Here is an 18791-nt window from a genome sequence, read left to right on the forward strand (position 1 = left end):
TGAATCATGGGCAGCACAGACCAGCCAAACGAGGGCGAATCGCGAGCCATAGCCCTGCTGCGGGACGGATTTTCTCGCGCACAAGAAAGCCTGGAGGAACTCTTGGAAGCGGCCGAACCGCGAATGCTCCGATTCCGGGCCAGTGAAAATAGCAACTCGATGGCATGGCTGATCTGGCACCTGAGTCGAGTTCAAGATGACCACTTCACGCATCTGGCCCTGAGCCTGGGCCAGGAGCAATCACTCGAGCAGTGTTGGGTTTCAAAGGGTTGGGCCACCACGTTTAATCTGTCCTACCCGTTAATGGAAACTGGGTATGGGCAGGGCATCGACGCCGTGGCGGACTTCGGGATGTACGACGGTGAATACCTGCTCGGTTATCACCAAGACGTCCATCAACTGACGATGAGCGTCCTTGACCGCCTCACCGAGCAGGACCTTGATACGGTCATTGATCGGCGCTGGAACCCTGAGGTGACGGCCCTGACACGCTTGGTCAGCATCTTAGGTGAGGTGACGGCGCACCTGGCGCAGGCACAATTCCTGCAGGGTATCCACAAGGACGCGTTGAGCCAAAACGGGCGTTAAGCACCGATGGTGCAGGTGCCGCCCCAAAGGGGAAGCTCCTGCACCACGCAGTGACGACGCGAAGAAAGAACCGTTGATTTACTCGACGGTGACCGATTTGGCCAGGTTACGCGGCTGATCAACGTCAAGGCCCTTGGCCGAGGCCAGTTCGCAGGCGAAGAGCTGCAACGGAACGGTGGACAGCAGCGGCATCAACAGCACCGGGGTCTCCGGGACGTAGAAGACGAACGAAGCGTAATCGCGAACCGACTCATCGCCTTCTTCCGCAATGACCAAGGTCTTGGCGCCACGGGCGCGCACTTCCTGGATGTTGGAAACCACCTTGGAGTGCAACGAGTCGCGGCCGCGCGGTGATGGAACCACTACGAAGACCGGGAGATCCTGCTCGATCAGGGCGATCGGACCGTGCTTCAGCTCGCCAGCGGCAAAGCCTTCCGCGTGGATGTAAGCGATTTCCTTGAGCTTCAGCGCGCCTTCCATGGCGACGGGGTAGCCCACGTGGCGGCCCAGGAAGAGCACCGACTCGTTGTCCTTCATCGAGCGTGCCAGCGACTTGATCTCTTCGCTGCGGTCCAGAATGTCCTGGATCTTGGCAGGGATCTTACCCAGATCGGCCAGGATGTCCTTGATCTGTCCGGAGAACAGGTTGCCACGCAACTGAGCCAGGTACAGACCCAACAGGTAGGTGGCGGTGATCTGGGCCAGGAACGCCTTGGTGGAGGCGACGGCAATTTCCGGTCCGGCGTGGGTGTACAGCACGGCATCGGATTCACGCGGGATGGTGGAGCCGTTGGTGTTGCAGATGGCCAGAGTCTTGGCGCCCTGCTCCTTGGCGTAACGCACTGCCATGAGAGTATCCATGGTTTCGCCCGACTGGGAGATGGAAACGATCAGGGTATTGGCATCCACGATCGGATCGCGGTAACGGAATTCGTGGCTCAACTCGACCTCGACCGGGATACGGCACCAGTTTTCGATGGCGTACTTGGCTACCGAACCCGCATAGGCGGAGGTACCGCAGGCGAGCACAACAATCTTCGTGACTGCTGCCAGTTCCTCGGGGGAGATGCGCAGTTCATCAAGGGTCAGGCGTCCGAAGGCGTCCGAGCGACCCAGCAGGGTGTCGGCAACTGCGGCTGGCTGGTCGAAGATTTCCTTCTCCATGAAGGAACCAAAGCCACCCTTTTCGGCGCTGGCAGCGTCCCAATCAACGGTGAATTCTTTGCCTTCGGCCGGGTTGCCAGCGAAGTCGGTGATGGTGTGGGAATCGGGCGTGATCGTGACGATCTGGTCCTGACCCAGTTCTACGGCGCGGCGGGTGAAGTCGATGAAGCCCGACACATCGGAACCCAAGAAGTTCTCGCCGTCGCCCAGTCCCAATACCAGCGGGGAGTTACGGCGGGCGGCGACAACGACGCCGGGGTGCTCGGCGTGGACGGCCAGCAGGGTGAAGGCACCCTCAAGCTGGCGGGCGGTGAGCTCCATGGAACGGGTGAGGTCACCGGCGCCTTCGCCACGGTAGACGGATCCGAGCAGTGCTGCTGCAACTTCGGTGTCAGTTTCGGAAAGGAATTCGACGCCGTCGGCGCGCAGCTTGCCCTTGAGCTCGGCAAAGTTTTCGATGATGCCGTTGTGAATCAACGCGAGGTTGCCTTCATCGGCCAGGTGAGGGTGGGCATTGCCATCGGTTGGGCCGCCGTGGGTGGCCCAACGAGTGTGGCCAATTCCGGTCAGAGATGCCGGCAGAGCATCTGCTTCCAACGAGTCGACGAGGTTGACGAGCTTGCCCGCCTTTTTGCGCGAACTGATTCCCGCATCGGTGACTACGGCAAGTCCGGCCGAGTCGTATCCGCGATACTCGAGGCGTCGCAGGCCCTCAAGAATCACATCGAGCGCACCATGATTGGCTGCTCGGCCAGCATTACCTACGTATCCAACGATTCCACACATGAGGAAAAGATTACCGTGCCCCGGGATGTACCGGGTGCATTTGCCCCGCTGATAGCTTAAAAAGACATGTGGGTATAACCACGCCAACAAGGTATGGCTAATTCATGAAGTTTGGGATTACGGGTCAGTTGTTGGCACAATTCAAGGCGTGAATGGACAGCGAGCGGTCGACTACAGTGCAACACCCTTCGTTGAATTGGACCGCCAAACGTGGGCGCGATTGTCGAATGAGATCAAGCAACCCCTGGATGAAGCGGACTTGATGCGTCTCAGTGGGCTCGGTGAAACACTGAATCTTTCCGAGGTGCGCGAGGTTTATCTACCACTCTCACGATTGTTAAACCTCTACGTTCAGGGCTCGGCCTCGCTGCATCAGGCCACCAATACCTTCCTTGGTGAATCAACGCGACGCACCCCCTTTGTTATCGGTGTTGCTGGCTCGGTGGCCGTGGGTAAATCCACCACTGCCCGCGTGCTGCAGGAACTATTGCGGCGCTGGCCCGACACCCCCGATGTGCAGCTGATCACCACCGACGGCTTCCTGTATCCGAATGCGGATCTGGAGCAGCGCGGCATCATGCACCGCAAGGGTTTTCCGGAGTCCTACGATCGACGTCGATTGCTGCGTTTTGTCTCCGAGGTCAAATCGGGTGCCCCGGAGGTTCGTGCACCTTGGTACTCGCACCTGAGCTACGACATCGTTCCCGGAAAAGAAGTTGTGGTGCGATCCCCGCAGGTGCTGATCGTTGAAGGCCTGAACGTGTTGCAGCCAGCCCGCGCACGACTTGATGGCACAGCTGGTCTGGCATTGAGTGACTTCTTCGATTTCTCGGTGTATGTCGATGCGCGGACCGCTGACATCGAAGAGTGGTACATCCGCCGTTTCATGAGACTTCGTTCCGGAGCGTTCTCGGATCCCGCGTCTTACTTCCACCGCTACGCCTCGCTCAGTGATGAGGAAGCACGGGAGACCGCACACGGTATCTGGAAGCGCATTAACGAACCAAACTTGCGAGAAAACGTGATTCCCACACGTGGTCGTGCGCAACTCGTTTTGAGTAAATCGGGAGATCACTCGATCCGTCGCATGTTGCTGCGCAAGATCTGATCGATCAAAACGAACGATGAATGGTAAGCAAATAAACTGAAAAATACCGGTGCATTACCTGTTGACCAGTGACATTGTGTGCAAAGCTAGGCACATGCTCAAGGGATTCAAAGAATTTATAATGAAAGGCAACGTCGTTGACCTTGCCGTCGCCGTCGTCATTGGTGCCGCTTTTGGCGCCGTGATCACCGCCTTGGTTGAGAACATTCTCATGCCATTGATCGCAGCCTTGGTGGGTTCGCCGAACTTCGATAACTTCCTGGTTATCACGATCGGTTCCGGAGTCGCCATCAAGATCGGTGCCTTCCTGACCGTTCTGGTGAACTTTATTCTCGTTGCTGCCGCAATCTACTTCTTCGTCGTCGTACCGATGAAGCACCTCGCCGACATGCGTGATGCCCGTCTTGGTGTCGAAGAGCCGGAAGCGGAAGTTGACCCGCAGCTTGCACTGCTGGCCGAAATTCGCGACGAATTGCGTAGTCGAACTTCCTAGTCCATCTACAAACCACCACGGCGATGCCCCGGTGCGCTGATCATCATGATCAGCGCACCGGGGCATCGCCATTTGTGTACCCGATCGGACAGCTCGGTTGCCGACAGCGTGCCAATGAATCAAGCTCCGCGTTGAAAGTGGGATGATGGATGCGTGAGCGCACAAACTTCCCACCAGTCCGAAAATTCATATCCCACCGCGGATGAGACAACGAAGTCTCACTGGGAACGCCGAGCCGTTATCGACCTGGCCAACGTTCGGGAAAACGTGAAGCGGGTGGGCGAACTTGTTGCTCCCGCAGCGGTCATGGCGGTGGTCAAGGCCGATGGCTACGGGCACGGAGCCGTTGCCGTGAGTCGGGCCGCAATCCAGGCTGGTGCCTCCTGGCTAGGCTGCGCACATGTCACCGAAGCACTGAAAATACGCGAAGCAGGTCTAGAAGCACCTCTGCTCGCATGGCTGCATACCGATGGAACCCCGTTCGAGGAAGCCATCTCCGCCAACATCGATTTGGCCGTTTCTGGTTGGGAACTTGACCACGTAGCCAATGCCGCACAGGCAGCGGCCCAACCGGCACGAGTTCATCTCAAAATTGATACGGGCTTGGGACGCAACGGCAGCACCGCGGCACAGTGGGAAGAATTACTGGGGCGCGCGGCCAGCTACCAAGACGAAGGGCTGATGCGGGTGGTGGGCGTTTTCTCCCACCTTGCTGTTGCCGATGAACCCGAACGCCCCGAAACTGACGAGCAACTGAAGGCCTTCAACGAAGCCGTTGCCTTGGCCGAAGACGCTGGATTCGACCTCGAAGTACGTCACATCGCGAACACTCCCGCGATCCTCTCGCGCCCCGATGCTCACTACGACATGGTCAGGCTCGGACTTGGCCTTTACGGTTTGAGCCCCTTCGCCGGAGAAGACCCCGCACGCTACGGGCTGCGTCCTGCCATGACGCTGGAAAGCCGCATCGCCAACGTAAAAAAGGTGCCAGCGGGACAGGGCGTGAGCTACGGCCTTCATTATCACACCAGTGAAGAGACCTACCTGGGCCTGATCCCGATGGGCTACGCCGACGGATTGCCGCGTACGGCGAATAATGCTCCGGTGTCCATTCTGGGTAAAACGTACCTGGTGCGTGGAACCATTGCCATGGACCAATTTGTGGTTGATCTTGGACCGGACATTGACGTGGCAGCCATACTCGGTGCCACGGCCATCCTCTTTGGTGAGGGTGGACCGTCGGTGACCGAATGGGCGGATGCCGCAGGAAGCGTTAATTACGAGATTGTCACGCGCATTTCCCCGCGTGTGCCCCGCCGTCTGGTGGAGGGAACCTGGGGTGAATCCGGTGAGTGAGAATGGCACATCGTCGGAGCTTATCGTCAACGGAGTTGAAGAAACCCATCACTTTGCTCGATCCCTGGGGGCCATTCTTCGTGCCGGGGACCTACTGGTGCTGACCGGTGAACTGGGCGCGGGGAAAACTACCTTCACCCAAGGACTGGGGCTGGGCATCGGAGTGCGCGAGGGTATCATTTCCCCGACCTTCGTGATCTCGCGTATCCATCCCACACTTCGGGAGGGACCGGACCTGGTGCACGTGGATGCCTATCGGCTTGCCACCGCCGCTGAAATTGATGACCTTGATCTCGAATCCAGTCTCAGCACCTCCGTCACGGTCGTGGAATGGGGCGCGGACAAGGTCGAACAACTCAGCGACTCACGTTTGGAGATCGTGCTGCAACGTCCCGGATCGGCAGAGATCGGCGAAGAATTGGTCTTCGACTTCTCCGAGGGTGATGAGGACGAACAGCGCACCATCAGCATCAGAGCGGTGGGACCACGCTGGGACAATGATCCGCAGCTTGCCGCATTACTCACACACTTCAGAAGCTAAGGGAAAACTACACACATGCTGTTACTGGCCATCGATACCTCTGCCAATGCCTCCGCCGCGTTACTGGAAACTACCGGCGCTGGCGTTGCGGTGCTCGGATCCTTCACTTCGCTTGTGGGTAATGATCATGCCGAGGTCTTGGCCCCGGCCATCGAAGCGCTGCTGCAGGACGCCGGGGCCGTGCGGCCCGACGCCGTCGTGGTGGGTGTTGGCCCCGGACCCTTCACCGGGCTGCGTGTTGGCCTAGCCAGCGCCAAAACACTGGCCTTCGTCTGGGACGTTGCCCTGCATGGGGTGATGAGCCTTGATGCCATTGCGCTGGAAGCGGTAGCCACCGAACCAACGGGTGATTTCACCGTCGCCATTGATGCGCGGCGCAAGGAACTCTACTGGGCCAGGTACCACCACGATGGACTGTTGGCCGATGGACCGCACGTGAGCCTCGCCGAAGAATTGCCGCCGCTGCCGACCTTTGGAGCCGGTGCGGGCCTGTACTCCGAACGCCTAGCCGCCATCGGGGCGACGGTGGTGCCAGGATTCGACCAGGCGCATCCCAGCGCCGTGTCATTGGGCACCAGCGCCGCCCGTTCGCTGGCCGCGGGCCGTGAGCTGCTGAGCACCGAACCGCTGTACCTGCGCGAGTCCGATGCCAAGGTCCCGGCCGTGATGAAGGGCAAGCTGCTGTGAACGTCTCAAGCGATTCCTTGGCCGTGCCAGGACTGGAGACTCGGGCCATGGTGCCCGCCGATGTGCCAGAGGTCTGGGAGCTGGAAAAAGAACTGTTCCCCGGTGATGCCTGGCCGCTTCAGATGTTTTACGACGAACTGGCGGAGCACGACACCCGGACCTATTGGGTGGTCAGCGACGGAACGCGAATCATCGCCTATGCCGGGATGATGTGTGTGCTGCCGCTGGCCGATATCCAGACCATCGCCGTGCGCCCCGAGGCTGAAGGGCAGGGCATCGGCAGCCACCTGCTGCGCCTTATGATCACCGGAGCCACCAGCGCCAACGCCACCGATCTTTTGCTGGAGGTCCGCGAGGATAATCCCCGGGCCCAGGGGCTGTACGCACGTCACGGGTTTGAGGCCATCCATCGTCGCAAGGGGTACTACCGCGAGGGCGTGGATGCCATCATCATGCGCAAGGTGCTTATCACCGCGACGTGATCGCTGCCACCACCGCGGTGCCCGCTTCGTGAAAATCGGGGTGGCGGACCTAAAATTGGTGACATGTCCCTTTCTGCACCACTCGTTCTTGGCATTGAATCCTCCTGCGACGAAACGGGAGTGGGTATTGTGCGAGGCACCGACCTACTCGTAAACGCCGTGGCCTCCTCGATGGAGGAGCACGTCCGCTTCGGCGGTGTCATCCCCGAGATTGCTTCCCGCGCCCATCTGGATGCTTTTGTCCCAACCCTTGAGGCGGCGCTTGAAGAGGCCGGGGTCAAGCTTGCGGACATCGATGCGATTGCCGTAACCAGCGGACCGGGGCTCTCCGGCGCTCTGATGGTGGGCGTCGCGGCAGCCAAGTCCTTGGCGCTGGCCACGGGCAAGCCGCTGTACGCGATCAACCACCTGGTGGCCCATGTGGGGGTGGGGGTCCTAGACGGTGGACAGCTGCCCGAAAAGCTCGGCGCACTTTTGGTCTCCGGCGGACACACCGAAATTCTGCAGGTCAATTCGCTCACCGACGATGTGCGTCTGCTCGGGGCAACGATTGATGACGCCGCGGGTGAAGCCTATGACAAGGTGGCCCGCCTCTTGGGATTGGGATACCCGGGCGGACCGGTCATCGATGCGTTGGCCAAGGAGGGTGACCCCAAGGCCATCCGTTTCCCGCGCGGTCTGACCCTACCCAAGTTTGTGGGTTCTGCTGAGGAACCGGGCAAGCACCGTCACGACTTCTCCTTCTCCGGATTGAAAACCGCCGTGGCGCGCTGTGTTGAGCAGTACCAGAAGCGTGGCGAAGAGGTCCCCGTCGCGGACATTGCCGCCTCCTTCCAAGAAGCAGTTGTCGACGTGATTACCTCCAAGGCGGTGCGCGCCTGCAAGGAACACGGGATAGAAAACCTGTTGCTGGGCGGCGGTGTTGCCGCCAACTCTCGGCTGCGCGCGCTACTCGCTGCCCGCTGCGCCTCGGCCGGCATCACGCTGCGGGTTCCGCCGCGAGAGCTCTGCACGGATAACGGGGCCATGGTTGCAGCGCTGGGTGCCCAATTGGTGGCAGCCGGCATCACGCCCACGGGGCTGGGCTTCTCCACCGATTCGGGACAACCGGTGAGCTTGATTTCCCTGGCTGCCTGAGCGGGTTTGGTCAGCTACGACGATTGGGCATGATCAAGGGCGGCAGTTCGATGAACTGCCGCCCTTGATCATGCCCGTTACTGTGCGTTCTGGGCTAGGCCAGATGCATGCGTCGGACGTTGTCCTTGACGACCTCGCGGAGGTTGCCGCCGTGAGCAGCCGCAACCTTGTGCTGCCATTGGTAACCGGCGCCGCCCTTGATGATGCGCTCCACATCGGCGAGTTCGGCGCTGCAGCCTAGTTCCGCCGCGACCGGGGCCAACCGCTTCAATTCCTGGCGCAGGTGCTCGGTGACCAACATTTCGTCGCCGGCGGCGTTGAGGATGATGATGGCTTCCATGCCGTAGCGGGCGGCCCGCCACTTGTTTTCCACGCGGTACCACGGTGGCATGACCGGTATGGTTCCGCCGTTGTCGATGGTGGTGGACATGTCGTGTACCAGGCACTGGGTCAGTGCGGCGATGGCACCGATATCCTGCAATGAGGACAGCCCATCGGAGATGCGCATCTCCACGGTCCCGAAGCGCGGGACCGGGCGCACATCCCAGCGGATCTCTGAAATGTCGTCGATGACTCCGGTGTGCAGCATATCCGCGACATAGGCCTCATACTGTTCCCACTCGGGGAAGTGGTACGGGATGCCGGCGGTGGGTAGCTGCTGGAACATCAGAGCGCGGTGCGAGGCGTACCCAGTGTCTTCCCCACCCCAGAAAGGGCTGGAGGCACTGAGCGCTTGGAAATGCGCCTGATAGTTGATCAGCCCATCGACCACCGGTAAGGCCTTGGCTCGTGAGTCGAGGCCCACATGAACGTGTACCCCGTAGATGACCATTTGTTGACCCCACCATTGGGTGCGGTCAATCATCTTGGCGTAGCGGTCCTTGTCGGTGACGGGCTGCAGCTTCGGTGGGGCGAAGGGGTGGGAGCCTGCGCAGTAAAGGTCGATATCCATGGGGTCGGTGACCTCGCGGATGGCAGCCAAGTTGTCGTGCAATTCGGTCTTGGCTTCAGCCACCGTCTCACAGACGCCGGTGACAATTTCCACGGTGTTAAGCAGGAGTTCCTGCTTAACATGCGGATGTTCCTCGTCAGCACCGAGGGAACCATGAAGGCGGTGCAATTCGGCTAACACTTCCTCGGCGACCGAACGCAGATCGGAGGTATTGCGGTCCACCAAAGCCACTTCCCACTCCACACCAAGTGTGGACTGGCGTGATGACGCGAAATCTATCTGCACCGAACCTCCATGTCGATAACGGCGAAAACCGCCGCATTGTTATCGTAAGTCTATCGAGCGAAAGCGAGCACTGTGCGCCGCTGGTGCGCCATGGCACGGTTTTGTCGATTCATGACCGAGTAATTGTGCTCACGTTGCTAGGAGACTGGCTCGACCTCGATGGCCAGACGCGTATCTCCCACGCGGGTCAGGATCAAGGTTGCCTTGTTTTTCGCATCTTTCCCGGTGCCGGCCAGCAGAATCTTGCGCAATTCCTCCGGGGTCACATCCATGCCGCGCTTCTTGATATCCAGCACACCAATTTTTTCACTCTTCACCCAAGCCCTAAGGTTTTTCACGTGGTACGGGCGGATGGCCAGGACTCGGTAGCTCTTAGCCATCGGGGTGGAGATCGATTCGGCGGTGCTGAAGTAGGCGATGTGCCCATCAATGAGGTGCCCACCGGTTTGCTTCAGCAACTCATCGATCAAACCGGCGCGAATCACCGCGCCATCGGGTTCGTGAATGAAGGCATCAATCTCTCCGACGGGAACGTCGCCGCGCAGGGCGGCATCCGGATCAAAATCCGTGCTGCTTGTCAGTTCGGTGGCTCCGTTCTCGCCGATGACTAGGGCCGCTCGGCGGACACCGGGGCGGGCCAACGGACCGAACCAGAGGGCTGCCTCGGTGACGTCGCCATTGATCGACACCCACTGAACCTCACAGGTCTTTGGCACTGCGGCATGCGGAAGACCCGGTCCCATTTTCACACCGACTGCGAGCCCCCGATCGGCCAGCGATTCGACGAAGGACAGGGGAGGGCTGAAGGCTTCGGGATCAAAAATTCGTGAGGTGCCCGAGGTGTCCGTGGTGCGCCGGGCTGGATCTAGCCATACCCCGGTGAATCCGGTGAGATCGAAGTCCATGGCGTCGGCGTTCACCACCGTGGCGCTGGGCCACGGCATGAGGTTCAGTGTGGCGGCAGCCGCGGTCGTCTCATCAAGTTCCACGGCTGTAACGTCAATCTCCGCACTGGCTAGTGCGAGTGAGTCGGCACCAATGCCGCACCCCAAATCGGCAACCTTCGTGATACCTGCACGGGTATAACGCTGAGCGTGTAGCCCGGCGAGCTTAAGCCGGGTGGCTTGTTCTAGGCCGGCAGGGGTAAACACCATGCGGTCGGCAAACGGGCCAAACTTCACCCGGGCCTTGGAGCGCAATTGCGCCTGCTGCACCACGGCGGTGACCAGCTCCACCGGGTGCCCGGCCTTGCGCAACGTCAAGTTGAGGTTCAGCGCTGCCTCTTTGGTTCCGGCGGATGAGGGGTCGATCGAGTTTAAGAGTTCCCATCCCGGGGGCGTTAGCAGGATTGCCAGCTGTGATGCTGCGGCCTCGGAGTTTTGATTTGCCATGGGATCCAGCCTAGTACGGATGACTCTCTCGCCGTGGCGCGGTTCAGGGGGCGCTGGGTGCTCTCCACAGACTGCAGCGCCCCCTGCCGTCACTTATCCGCTAAGGCAGCAGTCGGTTCAGGTAACTGCGAACCGCCGGATAGTAACCCTGAAGGTAACCGGTGGTCGTGGGGTGCAGATTAAACGGATCATTCAGATTGCCCGCGTTGAAGTAGATCCACGGATCGGTAGATCCCAGACCGTGATTGTTGAATCGCCCCTGGACGGAAATGAAGCTGGCGCTTGTTCCCCGAGTTGCGTTTCTAATCGCCTTGTTCAGCGAATCACCGAGCGCGTTCAAGTCCCGGGCTCGAGCGGCGGTCAGCAGAGGCTGATCCCCTGCGGAGGCGGTAAACAGTCTGGGGTAATCCAACACCAGAATCTGCCCACTGGTTGATGCATCCAGCAGGGCCAACGTTTGGTGGGCCGAGGCACCGACGGTAGGAATCAGCTGCGCGCCAGCAGCAAGAGCCTGATCGCAGGCCATATCCAGGCCCGCCGTACTGCAGACACTCAGCAGCCCACGAATATCCAGATCGTTGGCACCCAGGCTCAGCGTGACCAAATCTGCCGCGCCCAACTGACCCCCAATGGCTCCGATGACTCCGGCTATCTCCCCGGTCCGCAAACCCGCACAAGCGGCATTGGCCAGCAGATTAACGTTTTCTGTGCTGGCAATCTGCGTGACATGTGAGGGGCCGCTGCCCTGCAGGCAGCCGAAGAACGGACCGGCTACCAGTGAACCGGAACCGAATCCCGCGGAATAGGAATCACCCAGATTCACGTAGTTCACCACCTGCGATGAATCTGCTGCGGTGGGTGGGGCCGCTGCGCTCGCCGGTGTCATGCCGGTGAGTGTAAGAACGATGGCGGCGGCGCTGGCCGCCAGTAGGGCTAAACGTCGAGACGGCGCGGAACGAGTCATGAGAAAGATCCCCTGCTTTCACGGTGGCGGGACGAAATGTGTGTTCCGCCTATTGCCCGATTGGTCGGGTGGCCGGGAAGGGCACCTCAACCTTGTCGGTCGGTGCCAGTGATTTGAACCCCAAGGTGGAAACCACATCCGGGGGACCTCTGGCGAGGGCATCCGGTGCGCCACGCGGTGAGAGCAGATGATGCCGTTCCGCACGTACAGCCCATCCTAGGACCAGGGACGCTCACACAATAGGGGTGGACCGCATGAAGTCGAAGCGATCTGGCCCAGTGCCGGTGGCACCTTCGCGTGCGGATCCAAGCATGAGGTTGGAGATTCGGCTGGCGTTTCACGGGGTTTGATGCTCGGGAGGTGCTGTGCGCCGAGCGCGTAAAAGATGACGTAATTAGCACTCGCCTTGACCGAGTGCTAATGGTTGCCTAGAGTCAGTGGTGGCGTTTGTTGTCCCAACAAACGCTGAAAGCCTGAGGTAATTCACCAGCTGGCACCGCGACGACGGTTGGTACCACCCGAACGGCCCGTAAACCATTGGTAACTCACGCAAAGGAGAGACGATGTCCGTCTCCATTAAGCCTCTCGAGGACCGCATTGTCGTCCAGCCGCTCGAAGCAGAAACCACCACTGCTTCCGGTCTGGTCATCCCCGATTCCGCCAAGGAAAAGCCCCAGGAGGGCAAGGTTGTGGCCGTAGGCCCCGGCCGCGTCGATGACAACGGCAACCGCGTCCCGGTTGACGTAGCCGAAGGCGATGTTGTGCTCTACTCCAAGTACGGCGGAACCGAAGTCAAGGTCGGCGGTGCAGAGTACCTGGTGCTCTCGGCACGCGACGTTCTGGCCATCGTCGTAAAGTAGTTTTCCTGATAAAGCCCCGGCCACTGGCCGGGGCTTTATGCAGCTTATAAGGAGCAAGACATGGCAAAGCAGCTAGCTTTTAACGAAGAGGCGCGACGCGCACTCGAAGCGGGCATCGATAAGCTCGCAAACACCGTCAAGGTCACCTTGGGCCCACGCGGCCGCAATGTGGTGCTGGCAAAGGCCTGGGGCGCACCGACGATCACCAACGATGGTGTGACCATCGCTCGTGAAGTTGAGCTTGAGGATCCCTACGAAAACCTTGGCGCGCAGCTGGCCAAGGAAGTAGCCACCAAGACCAACGATGTTGCCGGCGACGGCACCACCACCGCCACCGTGCTCGCACAGGCATTCGTCAAGGAGGGCCTGCGCAATGTTGCCGCGGGTGCAGCACCGGGCGAAATCAAGCGCGGCATTGAAGTTTCCGTCGAGGCAGTTGCAGCACGCCTGATCGAAAACGCCGTGCCGGTTGAAGGTCAGCAGGTAGCTAACGTTGCCGCGATCTCCGCACAGAACGAAGAAATTGGCGAGCTGTTGGCCAAGGCTTTCGAGACCGTGGGCACCGATGGTGTCATCACGATCGAAGAATCCTCCACGACCGCCACCGAACTGGTTGTCACCGAGGGCATGCAGTTCGACAAGGGCTACTTGTCCCCGCAGTTCGTCACCGACCCGGAGCGTCAGGAAGCAGTCCTCGAAGACGCGCTGATCTTGGTCAACTCCGGAAAAATCTCCACCGTGGCAGAATTCTTGCCGTTGCTGGAGAAGGTGCTTGCCGCTGGCAAGCCGCTGTTCATCGTTTCCGAGGACACCGAGGGCGAAGCCCTTTCGACCCTCGTGGTGAACAAGATCCGTGGCACTCTGAACGCCGTGGCCGTCAAGGCTCCGGGCTTCGGCGACCGCCGCAAGGCGATGCTGCAGGACATTGCGATCCTCACCGGCGCGCAGGTAGTCTCCCCGGATCTGGGTCTCCAGCTGGATCAGGTTGGCCTCGAGGTATTGGGATCGGCTCGCCGCATCACCATCACCAAGGATTCGACCACCATCGTTGACGGTGCCGGAACGGCCGAGGATGTTGCAGACCGTGTCTCGCAGCTCAAGGCCGAACTGACCCGCACCGATTCCGAGTGGGACCGCGAGAAGCTCTCCGAGCGTCTTGCTAAGCTCTCGGGCGGCATTGGCGTGATCAAGGTTGGCGCAGCCACCGAGGTCGAGCTGAAGGAACGCAAGGCACGCATCGAAGATGCCGTTTCTTCCACCCGCGCAGCCCTCGAAGAGGGAATTGTTGCCGGCGGCGGTACCGCATTGGTTGACGCCCTTGCCGTCCTGGATACCGATCCTGCCGTGCTCGCCCTCACCGGCGATGCAGCAGCAGGTGTCGGCATCGTGCGCCGCGCACTGGTTCAGCCGCTGCGTTGGATTGCTCAGAACGCAGGCTTCGACGGTTACGTTGTTGTTGCCAAGGTTTCCGAATCTCCCGCCAACGAGGGCTTCAACGCTCTGAGCGGCGTGTACGAGAACCTGATCAACGCCGGCGTCATCGACCCGGTCAAGGTCACTCGTTCGGCGCTGCGCAACGCGGCATCGATCGCTGCCCTGGTGCTGACGACCGAAACCTTGGTCGCCGAAAAGCCTGCCGCCGATGCGGAAGCAGCACACCAGCACTAAGCACCTGACACCTATGTAGGTGGTGCACCTAGCGCCGCCGGTTCCCCTCCATGCTTTGTTGATACGCCGTGACGGCGCGCCAACGCGGTCATGAGGTCGGACCGGCGGCGTTTTGTCGTGAGGGCACCAAAGCTGGGAATTACATGTAACGAACCAATAACGAAGTTTGATAGCGTGGGAGACCCACACCCACCGTTCCGGGGGTGGACACTGACCAAACTATCAGGATGTACTGATGTCGAATTCCTTTCCTGCGCCCAGCGTGGCAGGGCGGAGTCCAATAGCTTCCCCACTCACCGTCAACCGCTTCCGGCCCGAACTCCAGGGGCTTCGAGCCCTGGCCGTGGTCCTCGTGATGGTTTACCACGTTTGGCTTGGCCGGGTCTCCGGCGGCGTGGACGTGTTTTTGTTGCTCTCAGCGTTTTTCCTCACCGGCACCTTCATCCGAAAGATTGAAAACGGCCGGCCCCTGAACCTGCTGAGTTACTGGCTTAACGTTTTTCGTCGGCTCCTGCCCGCTGCCGTTGTGGTTTTCCTGGCGATCATCGTCGCCAGCGTGAGCTTGTTGCCCAAGGCCAGGTGGAGCTCGATCATGGAGCAGATCACCGCCAGTCTTTTTTACCAGCAAAACTGGCAGCTGGCTCGCGAGTCCGTTGACTACTATGCCGCCGATCACGCAACGGCCAGCCCGCTGCAACATTTCTGGTCCTTATCCATTCAGGGGCAGATCTTCATTCTGTGGCCCCTGCTGCTGGCCGCGGGACTGCTGATATTCACGTCGTTGCGCGCTCGTTTCCCGGCCCTGAGCTACCGGATGGTGCTGGGGGTGATGTTCTCTCTGGTGTTCATCGCTTCGCTCACCTACTCGATCTACATCACCGATGCGGCACAAGAGTGGGCCTACTTCGACACCGGGGCCAGATTATGGGAATTTGCCCTCGGCTCCCTACTGGCCATCTTCCTGCCACTGATCGAAAAGATTCCAGCCATCATCGGTGTGCCGCTGGGTTGGTTGGGCCTGGCCGCGATTCTCAGCTGCGGGATGGTGCTGCAGGTGGAGCACGAATTCCCCGGTTACTTGGCCCTGTGGCCAACACTCGCCGCGGCCTTCATCATCGCTGCACCGCCGAACCGACGAGGCGTGCAGAGCGTGTTGGCGTTACCCGTCCTGGGCTGGCTGGGGAACATCTCCTACGCGCTATACCTCTGGCACTGGCCGGTGATGATCTTCTTCCTGTCCGAATCCGGCGCCGAAAGAATCTCCGTGGGCACCGGCTTATGCCTGATGCTGGTATCGCTGCTGTTGGCCTGGGGCACCACGCGCATCGTTGAATCGCCGCTGCGCTCGTGGACGTGGCTCTCCGCCAAGCGCCGCCGAGTGGGCCTGAGCATCGCCGTCCTACTCTCGGTGGTGCTGCTTCCGCTGGGCGGCTGGGAACACAAGGTGGCGGCCGAGGAACTTCGGGCCGCCGCGCAACCGGCGATGGATAACCCCGGGGCGCGCAGCCTTGACCCGGGATTCGAGTCCGAACCCGAGGCCGGTGCCGTGGTGATCCCGCTGACCAGCAAACTCGATGAGCAGTGGTCTAACTTTGGTGCCGATTGCACGGGGGAGTGGGCACCGACGGCAGAACAGATCGAATACTGTCAGCAGGGCGGGAACCCCGACGCGAGCAAGACCATCGTGCTGATGGGGGACTCCCACGCCCAACACTGGAGCGGTGCGCTCGATGTGATGGCACAAGACCAGGGCTGGCGTTGGATTCTCCTGACGAAACCGTCGTGCCGCTTTGGCGGGGAGTCCGAAACCCGTGGCGAGGAATGTGGTGCCTTTAATCGGGCGGCGGGAAAGTATGTACTTGACCATCAGCCCGATGCCGTGATTACCCTGGGTACCTTCACCGCGGCCGGTGAAGATGAAGCTGGCCGAAGCGCCGCCGAGCAGGAAGTGGTGGTCCCCGATTACGTGGCAGGCATCCGCCCCCTGCTAGATGCCGGCATCCCGGTGGTTTCCCTGCGTGACACCCCACGCTTGCCCAGTTCACCGCCGGAATGTGTGGATAGATACGGGGCGGGGGCAGATCGATGCGCCAGCCCCGCCTCTGAACTGTTGGCGGCGGTGAATCCCTTGGAGGAATTGGCCGCCAGTGGGGAGTTGGGGAAGCACTTTTCCACCATGGACATGAGTGAGGTGTTGTGTCCCGATGCTCTCTGCCGGCCGGTGATCGGCAACGTGCTGGTCTATCTGGATCAGTCCCACCTCACCAGCACCTATGCCCGGAGTGCTGGTGCGGAATTTGAAAAGCGGTTCCTCGCCGCATTCGCTGGCTGACAAGCCGCGGCTTCGAACGCATCGGTCAGCGCCGCGATACAGCTCGGGGAGCGCCATCCGGTGGCCGAAGTGTCGCGCAAGCGTGATGTAGCAAGGGTTCCGGGGACAAAGGGAAGCGGAGTATTCTGGCCTTCAAGCGGTCCTGTGGCGTACATAGGGTCGTGCCCCATGAGCACCAACGGAGGCTACGCCATGAAGGCGGAAACTGCACCTGAGTCCCTGTCCCTGCAATATCCCATCAGCAGGAGGGCGGTGCTATCGGCGGCGGTGATCACCCTGACCACTGCCGCGCTCGGTCCAGGATTATTGGCGGCTCCCGCGGCGGCAGCGGTCATCCGTAACCACGTCTACACCATCTCCTCACGCAATACCTTCGCCTCGACCACCTACCCGCGCACCGAGTTCCGGGCTCTGTGGACCGCCAGTGTGGTGAACATTGACTGGCCCTCACGCTCAGGGCTGAGCGTGGCAACCCAACAGGCAGAACTACGCTCGATCCTTGACCTTGCGCTCTCCCGGAACCTCAATGCGGTACTGCTGCAGGTCCGCCCGGCCGCCGACCGCATGTGGAAGGCCACGCTCGGCGAGCCATGGTCCAAATACCTCACCGGTACCCAGGGCAAAGACCCGGGCTACGATCCGCTGGCCTACGCGATCGCTCAAGCGCACCAGCGGGGTATCGCGCTGCACGCCTGGATCAATCCTTTCCGCGTGTCCATGGATACCTCGCTCAGTTCCCTGGTGGCTAGCCACCCGGCACGCTTGAATCCGAGCTGGTCCTTCGCCTACGGCAATCGCCGCTACTACAACCCCGGTATCCCCGCGGTCCGTACCTTCATCCGCAATGTGGTCATCGATATGGTCAAACGCTACGATGTCGACGGGGTCCACTTTGATGACTATTTCTACCCATACCCGGTATCAGGGTCCTCGATCCCGGATTCGTCGACCTACGCCACCTACCAGGGGTCCTTCACCGACATTTCCAGCTGGCGACGCAACAACATCAACGTGTTTGTTCGCGACACCCACACCGCTATCAAGTCAGCCAAACCACGGGTGGTGTTCGGCATCGGCCCGTTCGGTATCTGGCGCAACAGCTCCTCCAGCTCCCTGGGCTCGGCCACCAGCGGACTGGAAAGCTACTCGGCCCTCTACGCCAACACTCGGGGCTGGGTGAAGTATGACTGGGTGGACTACATCGCTCCACAGCTGTATTGGTACCAAGGCTATGCGCCGGCCAACTACAACGTGCTGGTCGACTGGTGGGCCAAACAGGTGGCCGGAACCAACGTCAAGCTCTACACAGGGGAGGCCGCCTACAAGGTGGGGGACCCGGCCACGCCCGCATGGGCAGATCCCAACGAGCTGCGCGACCACGTCAGCAAATGCCGTGGAGTCCCGGCAGTGCGTGGCCAGATCTACTACAACACCACCGCGGTGCGAGCCAACAAACTCAACTCCATCGGGATCCTCAAAGCTGCCCACTACGCGCGGGCCGCCCTGCCGGTCGCCTACCCTCAGCTGGTCGCTACTCGCCCCTATACCCCGGTCATCACCCAGGCCGTGCGCGAGGGATCAGCGGTGCGCTTAAGCTGGATCTCCAGTTCAAACGGGGAGCCGATCAAGCAGATCGCGATCTGGCGCTGGGAATCCACGGGCTCCGTTATCCCCTACATCCAGTCCACGGCGACCTACCTGCGTTCGGTGCGCCGGCGCACCACCGCAAATCAGTCGTGGCTGGACACCGGGGTAGTGCTCGGGCACTCCTATTGGTACATGATCCAGTCGATCAGCCAGACCGGGATCGACTCAACAAATGCCACAGCGATCTTCATCAAGGCCTAAGCCCGTAAGCAGCTAGCGGAGTCACGGCGCTCGCCGAGGAAATCGGGGAGCTCTCTTCCCGAAGGCCTCCTCACCTCGGCTCGCGGTGCCCGCACGGTGGACGCCTTGTGATCCCGCGTCGAGGCCCAGACACCGAGATTCAAACGTTG

16 protein-coding genes are annotated in these 18791 nt (G+C 60.7%); 12 read left to right on the top strand and 4 right to left on the bottom strand.

Features of this window, described 5'->3' with window-relative positions:
* Nucleotides 1-6 precede the first annotated feature (6 nt).
* Nucleotides 7-588 carry a mycothiol transferase gene (locus HED64_RS06255; protein WP_168151228.1) on the top strand — a complete coding sequence of 194 codons (582 nt, stop codon included), beginning with the start codon at nt 7-9 and terminating at the stop codon, nt 586-588.
* A gap of 78 nt (nt 589-666) precedes the next feature.
* On the opposite strand, the gene glmS is transcribed toward HED64_RS06255, so the two are convergent.
* Nucleotides 667-2538: a glutamine--fructose-6-phosphate transaminase (isomerizing) gene (glmS, locus tag HED64_RS06260; RefSeq protein ID WP_168151229.1), complete on the bottom strand. Its 1872-nt coding sequence runs from the start codon at nt 2536-2538 to the stop codon at nt 667-669.
* Between the two features lie 148 nt (nt 2539-2686).
* On the opposite strand from glmS, the gene coaA reads away from it, so the two are divergent.
* The 7 genes from coaA (at nt 2687) to tsaD (ending at nt 8342) form a co-directional block, all read left to right on the top strand.
* Nucleotides 2687-3646 (top strand): type I pantothenate kinase, encoded by a 960-nt coding sequence (gene coaA, locus HED64_RS06265; RefSeq protein ID WP_168151230.1) that lies wholly within the window; start codon nt 2687-2689, stop codon nt 3644-3646.
* A gap of 94 nt (nt 3647-3740) precedes the next feature.
* Nucleotides 3741-4139, top strand: a complete 399-nt coding sequence (mscL, locus tag HED64_RS06270) for a large conductance mechanosensitive channel protein MscL (protein WP_168151231.1) — start codon at nt 3741-3743, stop codon at nt 4137-4139.
* Nucleotides 4140-4379: 240 nt separating this feature from the next.
* Complete coding sequence (gene alr, locus HED64_RS06275; protein WP_342590676.1) at nt 4380-5495, top strand: alanine racemase; 1116 nt, start codon at nt 4380-4382, stop codon at nt 5493-5495.
* Nucleotides 5488-6036 (top strand): tRNA (adenosine(37)-N6)-threonylcarbamoyltransferase complex ATPase subunit type 1 TsaE, encoded by a 549-nt coding sequence (tsaE, locus tag HED64_RS06280; RefSeq protein ID WP_425351784.1) that lies wholly within the window; start codon nt 5488-5490, stop codon nt 6034-6036. Before alr ends, tsaE begins: the two co-directional genes overlap by 8 nt.
* Before the next feature lie 15 nt (nt 6037-6051).
* Nucleotides 6052-6723, top strand: a complete 672-nt coding sequence (gene tsaB, locus HED64_RS06285; RefSeq protein ID WP_168151234.1) for a tRNA (adenosine(37)-N6)-threonylcarbamoyltransferase complex dimerization subunit type 1 TsaB — start codon at nt 6052-6054, stop codon at nt 6721-6723.
* Complete coding sequence (gene rimI, locus HED64_RS06290) at nt 6720-7205, top strand: ribosomal protein S18-alanine N-acetyltransferase (RefSeq protein ID WP_425351785.1); 486 nt, start codon at nt 6720-6722, stop codon at nt 7203-7205. The genes tsaB and rimI overlap by 4 nt, the downstream gene beginning before the upstream one ends.
* A gap of 63 nt (nt 7206-7268) precedes the next feature.
* Complete coding sequence (gene tsaD, locus HED64_RS06295) at nt 7269-8342, top strand: tRNA (adenosine(37)-N6)-threonylcarbamoyltransferase complex transferase subunit TsaD (protein ID WP_168151235.1); 1074 nt, start codon at nt 7269-7271, stop codon at nt 8340-8342.
* Nucleotides 8343-8436: 94 nt separating this feature from the next.
* Here the strand turns inward: tsaD and HED64_RS06300 are convergent, their stop codons facing one another.
* The 3 genes from HED64_RS06300 to HED64_RS06310 all read right to left on the bottom strand — a co-directional run bounded on the left by HED64_RS06300 (nt 8437) and on the right by HED64_RS06310 (nt 11934).
* Nucleotides 8437-9579: a glutamate--cysteine ligase gene (locus HED64_RS06300; RefSeq protein WP_168151236.1), complete on the bottom strand. Its 1143-nt coding sequence runs from the start codon at nt 9577-9579 to the stop codon at nt 8437-8439.
* 137 nt (nt 9580-9716) lie between these two features.
* Nucleotides 9717-10970, bottom strand: a complete 1254-nt coding sequence (locus HED64_RS06305) for a class I SAM-dependent methyltransferase (RefSeq protein WP_168151237.1) — start codon at nt 10968-10970, stop codon at nt 9717-9719.
* Between the two features lie 100 nt (nt 10971-11070).
* Nucleotides 11071-11934, bottom strand: a complete 864-nt coding sequence (locus HED64_RS06310) for a GDSL-type esterase/lipase family protein (RefSeq protein WP_168151238.1) — start codon at nt 11932-11934, stop codon at nt 11071-11073.
* Nucleotides 11935-12497: 563 nt separating this feature from the next.
* Between HED64_RS06310 and groES the strand changes: the two genes are divergently transcribed.
* The 4 genes from groES (at nt 12498) to HED64_RS06330 (ending at nt 18642) form a co-directional block, all read left to right on the top strand.
* A complete protein-coding gene (groES, locus tag HED64_RS06315; protein WP_132358598.1) occupies nt 12498-12794 on the top strand; it encodes a co-chaperone GroES in 297 nt (98 codons plus the stop codon).
* Nucleotides 12795-12854: 60 nt separating this feature from the next.
* Nucleotides 12855-14462 (top strand): chaperonin GroEL, encoded by a 1608-nt coding sequence (gene groL, locus HED64_RS06320; RefSeq protein WP_132358597.1) that lies wholly within the window; start codon nt 12855-12857, stop codon nt 14460-14462.
* Nucleotides 14463-14697: 235 nt separating this feature from the next.
* Complete coding sequence (locus tag HED64_RS06325; protein ID WP_168151239.1) at nt 14698-16794, top strand: acyltransferase family protein; 2097 nt, start codon at nt 14698-14700, stop codon at nt 16792-16794.
* 168 nt (nt 16795-16962) lie between these two features.
* A complete protein-coding gene (locus HED64_RS06330; protein ID WP_168151240.1) occupies nt 16963-18642 on the top strand; it encodes a glycoside hydrolase family 10-like protein in 1680 nt (559 codons plus the stop codon).
* The last annotated feature ends 149 nt before the right edge of the window (nt 18643-18791 follow it).

Source organism: Paeniglutamicibacter terrestris (genome assembly GCF_012271785.1).
GTDB lineage: Bacteria > Actinomycetota > Actinomycetes > Actinomycetales > Micrococcaceae > Paeniglutamicibacter > Paeniglutamicibacter terrestris.

Bases quoted from the DNA above. Each gene is read 5' to 3' on its own strand.
- tsaD (WP_168151235.1), top strand. From the start codon at position 7,269: ATGTCCCTTTCTGCACCACTCGTTCTTGGCATTGAATCCTCCTGCGAC.
- HED64_RS06325 (WP_168151239.1), top strand. From the start codon at position 14,698: ATGTCGAATTCCTTTCCTGCGCCCAGCGTGGCAGGGCGGAGTCCAATA.
- glmS (WP_168151229.1), bottom strand. From the start codon at position 2,538: ATGTGTGGAATCGTTGGATACGTAGGTAATGCTGGCCGAGCAGCCAAT.
- HED64_RS06305 (WP_168151237.1), bottom strand. From the start codon at position 10,970: ATGGCAAATCAAAACTCCGAGGCCGCAGCATCACAGCTGGCAATCCTG.
- mscL (WP_168151231.1), top strand. From the start codon at position 3,741: ATGCTCAAGGGATTCAAAGAATTTATAATGAAAGGCAACGTCGTTGAC.
- HED64_RS06310 (WP_168151238.1), bottom strand. From the start codon at position 11,934: ATGACTCGTTCCGCGCCGTCTCGACGTTTAGCCCTACTGGCGGCCAGC.
- groL (WP_132358597.1), top strand. From the start codon at position 12,855: ATGGCAAAGCAGCTAGCTTTTAACGAAGAGGCGCGACGCGCACTCGAA.
- groES (WP_132358598.1), top strand. From the start codon at position 12,498: ATGTCCGTCTCCATTAAGCCTCTCGAGGACCGCATTGTCGTCCAGCCG.
- HED64_RS06255 (WP_168151228.1), top strand. From the start codon at position 7: ATGGGCAGCACAGACCAGCCAAACGAGGGCGAATCGCGAGCCATAGCC.
- tsaB (WP_168151234.1), top strand. From the start codon at position 6,052: ATGCTGTTACTGGCCATCGATACCTCTGCCAATGCCTCCGCCGCGTTA.
- HED64_RS06330 (WP_168151240.1), top strand. From the start codon at position 16,963: ATGAGCACCAACGGAGGCTACGCCATGAAGGCGGAAACTGCACCTGAG.